At 47.4% G+C, this 10,146-nt stretch carries 7 protein-coding genes; 4 read left to right on the top strand and 3 right to left on the bottom strand.

Translation table 11 applies throughout. From position 1 onward, the window contains the following. Nucleotides 1-19: 19 nt before the first annotated feature. Together Pan161_RS22010 and Pan161_RS22005 are read left to right on the top strand one after the other, a co-directional pair. Complete coding sequence (locus Pan161_RS22010; RefSeq protein WP_145230885.1) at nt 20-805, top strand: hypothetical protein; 786 nt, start codon at nt 20-22, stop codon at nt 803-805. Between the two features lie 13 nt (nt 806-818). Then, nucleotides 819-1,550, top strand: a complete 732-nt coding sequence (locus Pan161_RS22005; RefSeq protein WP_145230883.1) for an endonuclease/exonuclease/phosphatase family protein — start codon at nt 819-821, stop codon at nt 1,548-1,550. An 87-nt stretch (nt 1,551-1,637) separates the two neighbouring features. On the opposite strand, the gene Pan161_RS22000 is transcribed toward Pan161_RS22005, so the two are convergent. Further along, nucleotides 1,638-1,997 carry a hypothetical protein gene (locus tag Pan161_RS22000; RefSeq protein WP_145230881.1) on the bottom strand — a complete coding sequence of 120 codons (360 nt, stop codon included), beginning with the start codon at nt 1,995-1,997 and terminating at the stop codon, nt 1,638-1,640. Between the two features lie 590 nt (nt 1,998-2,587). On the opposite strand from Pan161_RS22000, the gene Pan161_RS21995 reads away from it, so the two are divergent. Then, nucleotides 2,588-3,916, top strand: a complete 1,329-nt coding sequence (locus Pan161_RS21995) for a sulfatase family protein (protein ID WP_197995462.1) — start codon at nt 2,588-2,590, stop codon at nt 3,914-3,916. Nucleotides 3,917-4,189: 273 nt separating this feature from the next. Here Pan161_RS21995 and Pan161_RS21990 read toward each other — a convergent pair whose 3' ends face one another. Both Pan161_RS21990 and Pan161_RS21985 read right to left on the bottom strand, forming a co-directional pair. Beyond that, a complete protein-coding gene (locus tag Pan161_RS21990) occupies nt 4,190-4,504 on the bottom strand; it encodes a hypothetical protein (RefSeq protein WP_145230879.1) in 315 nt (104 codons plus the stop codon). A gap of 260 nt (nt 4,505-4,764) precedes the next feature. Continuing rightward, nucleotides 4,765-8,463: a [protein-PII] uridylyltransferase family protein gene (locus Pan161_RS21985; RefSeq protein WP_232103407.1), complete on the bottom strand. Its 3,699-nt coding sequence runs from the start codon at nt 8,461-8,463 to the stop codon at nt 4,765-4,767. A gap of 380 nt (nt 8,464-8,843) precedes the next feature. Between Pan161_RS21985 and Pan161_RS21980 the strand changes: the two genes are divergently transcribed. After that, the gene (locus Pan161_RS21980; RefSeq protein ID WP_145230878.1) at nt 8,844-10,115 is read left to right on the top strand and encodes a hypothetical protein; all 1,272 of its coding nucleotides are present in this window, start codon (nt 8,844-8,846) and stop codon (nt 10,113-10,115) included. Nucleotides 10,116-10,146 lie beyond the last annotated feature (31 nt).

The raw sequence follows: 10,146 nt of genomic DNA, 5'->3' as shown, positions 1-10,146 counted from the left end.
TTCATGAGGAGAAACCACTTTGCATTGTCTTCGTTTAAAGTTTTGTCTATGGTTGCTGATCTTCAGCCTGGCTGGCATGCTGACGACGACTGTTGCAGCTGCAGAGTGGGGAACATTGACAGGGCAGTTTATCTATACCGGTCAGGTGCCCCAGGCTGAGAAGCTGGATATCAGTCGCGATGAGGCAATTTGTGGAAAATTCAGTGATCAGATTGTTGATCAGGGCCTGCTGACAGGGAAAAATGGGGGACTGCAGAATGTCTGCATCTACCTGCGGGAATCGAGTCTGGATGAGACTCGCATTCACCCTGATTATCAGAATCTGCCAGAAACTGTAACTATTCAAAATAAAGGTTGTATCTTTCAACCGCATGTGGCCGGGCTCTGGGTGAACAGGCAGAAGCTGCAGGCTGAAAATAAAGACTTATGTGCGCACGGGTTTCAGGTGAAAGGTTACAGGAATACCAGTCTGAATCAGGTTCTGCCACCCGGTCAAAAGATGACTCACACGTTCGAGTATGGAGAAAAACTCCCGCTCCGAATGAGTTGCAGCATTCATCCCTGGCAGGAAGGCTGGCTGGTTGCATTGAACCACCCTTACTTCGCAACCTCAGATGAAATGGGACGGTTTAAGATCAAAAACCTGCCGGTCGGCGAATGGGAATTTCAACTCTGGCAGGAGAAGGCACATTATCTAGCGGCCAGGCCGGAGTGGAAACGTGGACGTTTTAAACTGAAAATTACGCCCGGCGAAAATGATCTGGGAGTGATCAAGGTGTCTCCTTCAGTGTTCGCAGGCAAGTAACAGCGAATCGATTATGCGATTATTAAGCTATAATATTCATAAAGGCATTGGCGGCAGAGATCGTCGCTATCAGCTGGAACGAGTGATCGGGGTGATTGAACAGGAAAACCCTGACATCATCTGTCTGCATGAAGTGGATCGCAATGTCAAACGTTCGCGTTTCAATAATCAGCCCAAAATCTTTACAGACTATTTCAATATGCAGGAGTCGCTGTATCAACTCAACGTCAAGCTGAAGACGGGGGGGTATGGAAATCTGATTATGTCTCGCTGGAACTTTTTATCTCAGCATCAGATTTCCTTAAAAAATAAATGGCGTAAAGCACGCGGTGCCCAGATCGTGATGATTGATTCACCAGAAGGCGCATTCCAACTGGTGAATTTCCATCTGGGACTGGCGGAAAAAGAACGACACTGGCAGATCAATCATCTGTTGACCCATCGCCTGTTTCAAGAGGGTAATGGATATCCCACTGTCATTGTGGGTGATACGAATGACTGGCGAAACACACTGGCGAAAGGAACGTTTTCAGAGCATGAGTTTCAGGAAGTGACACAACCTCCTTCCAGGTTTCGCTCATTTCCCGCTTACATGCCTGTGGGGACTTTGGATAAAGCGTTTGTGCGTGGGGCAATCACGATTAAGAATGCCAAAGTGGCAAAATCAATACTGGCGAAGCAGGCATCAGATCATTTGCCGCTGGTAATCGATTTTCACTTGAACGGGTCTGAAACGATATCATAAAAAAAGGCAGGGCAATTGATTGCCCTGCCTGTGTCGCTGGTTGAGTAATTCAAGTACATCCTGCGGGATGCACTGATCTCATTTCAACTACTCAGATTTTTTTGATGGTGGGATTTCATCTGCTTTGATGAAATCACCATAGGTTTTACCTTCGACTGAGCTAGGCATCTTTTCAGCAGCTTTGAGTGCCTTCACGATAACGTCTTTATCGGTCTGTTTGCGTTTTCCCAAGCCTTTGAAAACGGCTGCTGCGTAGTCGTTCTTTTCTTTCTTGGTTTTTCCAGGATGACAGACGCCACATTTTTTCGCGACCAGCATTTTGGAGTCGGGGTAAGTTTCAGCCCAGATATTTTTAAAGTTAGGTCGAGCCTCAACTTTATTTTCTGCGCAGATCATTGAAAGTCCTGCTACTGCCAGACCGAACAGTAAAGCTGTTTTCACATTCATCAGTTTCCGCATAAAATTCCTCATATTCTTCGAAAAAAGTAAGTGACATTTAAACTTCAATCACTCTGGTTTGAGCCAACCAGAGATCTCTGGAAGTGCTTGCCCCGTATCACGTAACGTTCCAATTGATAATCCAGAAAACAGGATTACCAATACATTAGAATTATCATTTTCCACGCTGTCAACGCATCCAAGCTGCTTTAACCGGAATGCTTAATTTGAAAAACCTGTTTCTTCACACTTTGCTCAGGCTCTGGAAAAATTCCCTCTGTAGAATTGAGCGAATCGATTCAGATCAACCTGAATGTTGAAAGTAAAATTAATTGTAAGTCTTTTTGAGTATTGATCTTAGTGAAGCAATTGGTAGGATGGATAGAATGTGAAGCAGAAGTGTGTGTATGTCTCCTGCAACTAATACGTCATTATAATCTTGAGTGTTGGGGAAATAAACGAAATATTTCAGAATAATTCCAGTTTGAAAAATCTTATCAAAAAGTGATTTGGGATGTCTGTCAGGTATGATCACCGAATACCAGATTATGGTTCCCTCGTCAGCAAAACCTTGCGCTCTATTCCTGAGGAGTAACAACGTGAAGTCATTTTCTAAGTGGTCCGGGTATCTGTTTACGATTTTTTTATGTCTCAGTCACTTTTCGGAACTGGTCCAGGCTGAATCTGCAGCATGTCGTCCTAATATTGTACTTATTCTGTCCGATGATCAGGCTTGGAATGACTATAGTTTTATGGGACACGAGATGATCGAGACACCAGCTTTGGATAAGCTCGCTTGTGAGAGTGCTGTTTTCAGAAGAGGCTATGTCCCCGTCAGTCTCTGCCGCCCCAGTCTGATGACAGCGATAACTGGTTTGTACCCCCATCAGCATAAGATTACCGGCAACGATCCTCCTAAAGGAATGGACCGTCGGAAACTGCTGAAACATATCAAAAGCGTAGATTGTCTTCCCGAGATGCTGGGCAAGATCGGGTATAAAAGTTTTCAATCAGGCAAATGGTGGGAAGGCAACCCGAATCTGGCTGGCTTTACTGCAGGGATGACACACGGAGACCCGAAACGAGGAGGTCGCCATGGGGATCTGGGATTGAAAATCGGCCGGGAAGGATTAAAGCCAGTATTCGATTTCATAGATGAATGCGGACAAGATCCGTTTTTTCTTTGGTATGCACCCTTTCTGCCTCATACGCCTCACAATCCTCCACAGCGTTTACTGGATAAATACCGCCAGTACGGAATTCCGATTGAATTGGCAAAATACTATGCAATGTGCGAATGGTTTGACGAAACCTGTGGTCAACTGTTGAATCACCTGGATGAAAAATGCCTATCTCAGAATACGATTGTGGTCTATGTCACTGATAATGGCTGGATTCAGGATGTTCCTGAAAATGAGCAGAAACGCCGACAAAAGAAGGGCCGTTTTCTATATGCGCCCAAATCCAAGCGGAGTCCTTATGATGGGGGAATACGCACGCCCATTATGATTCGCTGGCCATGTCACATTGCTCCGGCTGATTACAACACACTGGTCAGTAGTATTGATATTGCTCCCACGCTGCTCAACGCCGTTGGTTTGAAACCGACTGAATCGATGCAGGGCATTAATTTAATGGATGTCATGTGTCGGTGTGGGTATACCGACCGGGATGCCATTTTTGGTGATATCTATGAGCATGATATGATCGACATAGATGATCCCGCCTCCAGTTTGAAATATCGCTGGTGCATCCAAGGGGACTGGAAGGCGATTTTTCCCAGTTCACGACTCATGGGGGAATCACCGGAGTTGTATTACATCAAAGGCGATCCCTTCGAGCAGAACAATCTGATTTCCGAATACCCGGAACACGCCAGATATTTGCTGAAGCTGACAGACCAGTGGTGGGATGCTGGCTCTCAGTAAACCTGATTGTTCAAAAACCAGAGCAGATCCTTCTCAGGACTGCTCTGGTTTTCTTTGCCACTTTTAAATAACAGGAAAGTGAGAATTCACCCGGTTCCCGTTTCCACACGCGTCTCCTGGACAGACTCATCGGATCGACGGTGGCCATTAGACTGTGTCCAGTTTTACTGTAGCGTTCCCAGGTCCCAATGGACCGAGCATTTTAGATTGAGAGACGCTATGGTTAAATGTGACGCGCTCTCGATTGTGAGATCAAGTTGCTTAAGATGCAATTTAATGACGATGGTGGCGTCGTCTGCCGTCCCAGTGCCCTGTCTGATGATAATCATAGTGACCTGGTACATAATGATAATGATTTCCATGGCGCTGGAAGCCGCCGGGATGATAATCGTAGTGACTGGTGTCATGCCAGAATGCGTGGCGTCGTCCGTAGTAAGGAGTCTGGTTAAACCCCCGATTTCCATAGTAACCACCGTAGCCATTGCCAATGGTGATTCCGAAATTCACGCCGCCTGCTTGAGCTGTGGATGTTGTTCCGACGAATGCCAAACCTGCGAATGCAACACAAACGATCAATAATTTTTTCATCTCTCCATTCCTTCTTTGAAATTACAGTCTTGTTTGAATCTCACGACCGCTTCTGAAGGATGTTAAAAAGCATCGATTGTGCCAATTAAACAGGAATTGCTGTAAGTGACTGTTAATATTATTCTTAATGAAAATGGCATTATTTCGGGTTACGTAAAGTGTGCGCTCAAAATGATAAAAGTGATATCAAAATGATGATTGTTTGTAAGCTGTTTTCGGCAGTTTACTGCAACTGATGAGCGGAACAGGAGGTTTGAGGATCAGCCATTGGTTCGAATGGTCATGGCTTTAATAGGGGCCAACAGGCGACTTAAGTCACGAACACCATCCATGGTCATGGAAATTTCTTTCTGAAGCTTCTCGGTATGTGGACCATAGCCCAGGCGTCTGGCAAGGAACTCGAACTCTTCCTGATCTTGAGGCGGTACAGTTAAATCCTTGGCGTTACCTCGCACCATTCGAAGTGCATCGATGAGTCTGCGGAGGAATATATAGGCATTTCGGAGTTTCACGTAATCATCAGGACTGACTAATCCCAGTTCTTTGAGTGAGTCAATCCCTTCGAGTGTGTTCGTGGTTCGTAATCCTGGATTCCGGTGACCATAAGTGATCTGCAGACCCTGGATCAGATATTCACAATCAACGAGTCCTCCGTCTCCGAGTTTCGCATTGATCGTGCCCCCCTTGACGAGTTGCTGAATCTGTTTCTCGCGCATAGCCAGCATGGCAGCGACATCAAATGGTTTCCCGCCATAGATGATGGAATCCCTCATGCGGACAATCTGGTTTCCGAATTCTTCATCGGCTGCGATGGGGCGCAATTTCACCAGTGCCTGTCTTTCGTAAGGCCAGGCTGCTCCCTCGTGAGAAAAGTAACTCTGGAATGCTTCGGCTGAAACGGCCAGGCTGCCTGCCTGCCCATAAGGTCGCAGTCGGAGGTCGATCTGAAAAATGCCTTCGCTTCTGGCTTTGATCATCTTGCTGAATTTCTCAACCAGTTTCAGATAGAACTCGTTGTTCGTGATCAATTCGGGGCCGGTTGTCTGGCCGGAGCCTTCATAGATAAACATCAGCTCGATATCCGAGGCGAAGCCCAGTTCACGACCGCCACATTTACCCAGCGCACAAATAGAAATTCGACAAGGGTCTTCGGTCTCCAGTTGAGGAACGCCATACCGTTCCCGTAACTGCAGATCACAGATGGCATAGGCACCCTGGACGATGACTTCAGCGACATCAGTCAGTTCATCTGAAAACTGTCCAAATTCAGAAATATGACCCAGGATATGTCGCATATCAGTGCGTAACATGGCCCGGTCTTTGAAAGCGTTCAGGCGTTCCTGCTGATCCTCTGCTGAAGTTGCCTCTGCCAGTTCCCTTGCGAGTTCTGCTTTTAACTCTGCAAAGGAAATACGATTTTTTAACTCTTCCACGTTAGCGACTACCGGGAAGAGGTTCGAGTGCTGCAACCGCAGGAAGTCTTCCCAGAGGAAATCACTCACGCCCAGCAGCCGGGCCAGTGCGCTGAGCACGCTGGTACGTTCGAGCGATGAAATTTCTTCTACCCAGTTTGGTTGCTTAAACAAATGCTCCAGGAATTCACGGAAATGCAGTAATGCCGCTTCCGGATTAGGCGAGCGGGGCAGCAGATGGGTAAAATGTTTGATGAGTACGATGGCAGCCCGCAATCCCTGTTGTTGTGCTTCGGCACTGATTTTTTCCCCTTTGTCATCAGTGACATAGAGCACATCACTGACTTTGGTTCCTTCGGAATCAATGACCATTCTGGCGATATCGATGCCACTCATGGACAACGCATTTGTCAGTTCATAGAGGAAGCCGATCGTGTCTTCCGATTGAATCCTTAAGATTGTGTAGCGTGTGTCAGTATCGTTATCCAGTTCAATTTCGACCGGATACAGCATCTGGCTGGCTTGAGGCAAATCGTGCAAAGCCGCCGCGACCCGCTTTGCCAGTTCTCCGACCGCCTCCTCAATTTTTCCGGTTTCTACCTTATGCAGCAGTTCTGTCAGATCATTTTTATAGCTGATCCAGACAGAAGGCTGGATGGCTGCGTCAGATGCTTTGACTTCGAGCACGATGACAAATTTGCGTGCACTTTTTGACTTCTCACTCGGTTTGGGAGCACGACTTTGAGAGGATGCAGCAGGTTTGACCTTCTGATTGGTAAACAGGTGACCTTGCTGGATATCAAATCCATACACAAACAGCAGCCCACAGATCAGGGACAGATCCCCGGTCTGATCGAAGCCCACCATCGTGAGGCGCACCTGGTTTTCCGGAATTTTTTCTGTTTGCAGTTCCACATTATTGGTTTCGCTCAGTTTGCGGGCCATCTGGCTGTGTTTTTCGATTTCCTGCTCACTGAAAACTTTCGTGTAGGATGCCGCCATCATGCCGATCGGATTACTCTCCTGCTCAGACTGAGTCTCGTGCAGACCGGAATCTGAGTGGGAAGCAGAGATGTACTTTTTGAAGATATTTCGTACTGCTTTCCGATGTTGTTCGTAATATTGAACCAGCTGTTGGCCTTCCTGAAAATCGAGTCTGCGTGCCAGATATGCCAGTTCCCGCTCATCGGTTGGCATACGATGTTCCTGGTTATAATGCATTAACTGCAGCGCGTGCTCAATTTTACGGAAAAAGACATAACCACTGGTCAGGTGCCGATATTCGTCTGCCTGAATCAGGCCATGGTCGACCAGCCTGACCAGTCCATCGAGTGTATTGATACTCCGAATCGAAGGATGCTTGGCGCCATTTGCCATCTGCAGGTATTGAGTGGTAAATTCCACATCACGAATGGAGCCTTTTCCCGATTTGACTTCTCCCCAGTCTTTGCCTTTCTTTTTCAATTCCGCTTCAATTCGTTGTTTCATTTCCAGAACGTTTTTACGCACTTCTTCCGGATCGCAGTTGAAAATCTGCGGTTCAATCCGTCGAAAGAAATCAATTCCCAGATTCTGGTTACCGGCGATCACACGCGCTTTGAGCATCGCCTGCTTTTCCCACAGGCGACCATGCCTGGCAAAATAATCGACGTAAGCATCCACCGTCGTGACTAATGCTCCCGATCGGCCCCAGGGGCGCAGTCGCATGTCAACACGATATAAAAAACCTTCTGAGGTGGATTCCATCAGGGACTTGATCAATCGTTGCCCGAGTTGCCAGTACTGTGTTGAGTTGTCACCTGCGATAAAGACAAGGTCAATATCCGAACTGTAATTTAACTCTTCCCCTCCCAGTTTCCCGAACGCCAGTACGGCAAAGTCATCGAGAGGAAGCTTCAATTCTTCAGAGAGAATCGTCAAACAGGTCTGGACCAGTCCATCCGCCAGCAGTGAAAGCTGAACGGTAATGTTTTTCAGGTCCATCAGGCCAAATGTGTCACAGGCACCGATGCGCAGAAGTTCCCACCGCTGGAACCGGCGCAAGATATCAAATATTTCTGCTGTCGATTTCGCTTCCTGTCGCGCTGCCGCCATTGCCTCCGAATAAAACTGCTGCTGGCTTTTAAATTCGGCAATCCGGTTATAACGGGTCAGCCGTTCCAGGTAGTCCGGGTTTTTCAGCAGGATCTCAGTGAGAAACTGGCTGCCCACAAACAACCTGACCAGAATTTCAACGGCGCGGGGATTGTGGGTGAGAAAATTAAGCATGATCTCTGGTTCAGAAACACTGTTGATGAAGCGTTCAAAGTTGATCAGTGATCCATCGGGAGTGGCTGCATCTGTCAAAGCCTGCAAGAGTGTCGGCAGGATTAAAGTCAGTTCTTTGCGGATGCCTTCAGAGGTACACATCTCGCGAACACGGGTTAACGCGCGTTCCTGATCTGTAAATCCAATTCCAGCCAGTATCTGTTGTACTTCCGGATCTGAGGCTGGAACCTGCTGGTCCAGTAGTTTCGCTGCGTTGGAGTAGAGCACGGGTTTATTCATAAAAAAACGGCAGAACCTGCAGAGTGTCAGACCCGGTGTTCAAGATGAGATCAAATCAAGGGTCAGATATTTGCGAGTCTGCTTTTGCGGTGGATAACCTGCTGGATGTTTCCTGAGGGAAGTCCGGCGTACAAAAATCATGTGAGAGGTCTGGCAGTATTATAAAGCCGATGCCGATTCAAAAGAAGGTTCTCCTCCGTTGAAATTGTACGAAATCAGTTGGTTCCTCTGTTCCGAACAGTTGGAACTCCTGACAAAGTAAGCATTATGGAATCCAGTTGCTTTTCTGATCTGTTTATTTTACTCTGAAGTAAAGTGGTTTTCCGTGTTGCAGCTGTGCTGTGTAGAGTCTTCCTGTTATCTCAATCAGAAGAAAATCAATGATCAATCCTGAATCAGTCAGCCGTCGTCAGTTTCTCTCAAGCATGATTGCTACCGCTGGTTCAGCTGCTCTGGCTGGACTTGCCTGTGCTGACAAAGCAGAGTTTCCTCCCACACGTGTGATTACCAAAGGTCCCCGGCATCACTGGTTTGGATATTATGACAAACTGCAGTTCGATCCCAGCAGTCGCTATGTTTTGGGGATGGAAGTGGCGTTTGAGCATCGTTCACCCAAAGAGGATGATGTGATAAAAATCGGAATGGTTGATCTGCAGGATCAGGATCGCTGGATCGAACTGGGGGAATCTTCCGCCTGGAACTGGCAGCAGGGGTGTATGCTGCAGTGGCTGCCTGGCTCAAAAACAAAAGTCATTTGGAACGATCGAGAGCAGGGGCAGTTTGTGAGCCGCATTCTGGATGTAAAAACCGGTGAAGGTCGCACTGTTGCTTCCCCGGTTTATTCAGTGAGCCCGGATGGTAAAACGGCGATCACTCCGGATTTCAGCAGGGTTCAAGACGTCCGGCCCGGCTATGGTTATCCCGGATTTCCTGATCCTCATTTCAAAGATCTGGCTCCACAAGATTCCGGGATTTTCAAAGTAGATCTTGAGACCGGTAAAAGAGAGCTGATTTTGACTCTGGAAGAAATTTCCCGAACCGGCACGATTCCCAATCAACAGCAGGACATTAAACATTATTTCAATCATCTCCTGTTCAGTCCGGATGGCTCCCGCTTTATCACGCTGCATCGCTGGCAATATCCGAATGGCAAACGTCTTTCGAGAATGGTGACGGCGAACCTGGATGGCAGCGATGTGCGAGTGGTTGTGGATAATGGTTTTGTTTCACATTTTATCTGGCGTGATCCTCAACATATTCTGACACAGTCGAAAGCGACTCCCGACAGCCCCTCCTGGGGGGATTTTCTGGTAAAAGATGTATCGCAGGGAAAATTACAGCAAGTCGGAAAAGGAGTGCTGGATAATGGCGGACATCTGACTTATCTGCCGGGCAATGAATGGATCCTGAATGATACTTATCCCAAAGGGAAGTCACGGATTCAGACACCTCATCTGTACCATGTCACTTCTGGTAAGCGAATTGATCTGGGACATTTTCATTCTCCCGCCATCTATACTGGTGAGTGGCGAGTGGATACCCATCCCCGTTTCAGCCCCGATGCGAAGTATGTCTGTATTGACAGTCCGCACAAAAATGAGGGGCGACAACTGCATTTGATCGATATCTCAAAGATCGTCGGGCAATCCTGAATCGCGTGCGTAGCCGGGGGCTGGCGCGTTT

It is taken from the genome of Gimesia algae (genome assembly GCF_007746795.1).
GTDB classification, from domain to species: Bacteria; Planctomycetota; Planctomycetia; order Planctomycetales; family Planctomycetaceae; genus Gimesia; species Gimesia algae.
Note: the sequence above shows the minus strand (reverse complement) of the source record. Positions and strands in the feature narration are given on the sequence as shown.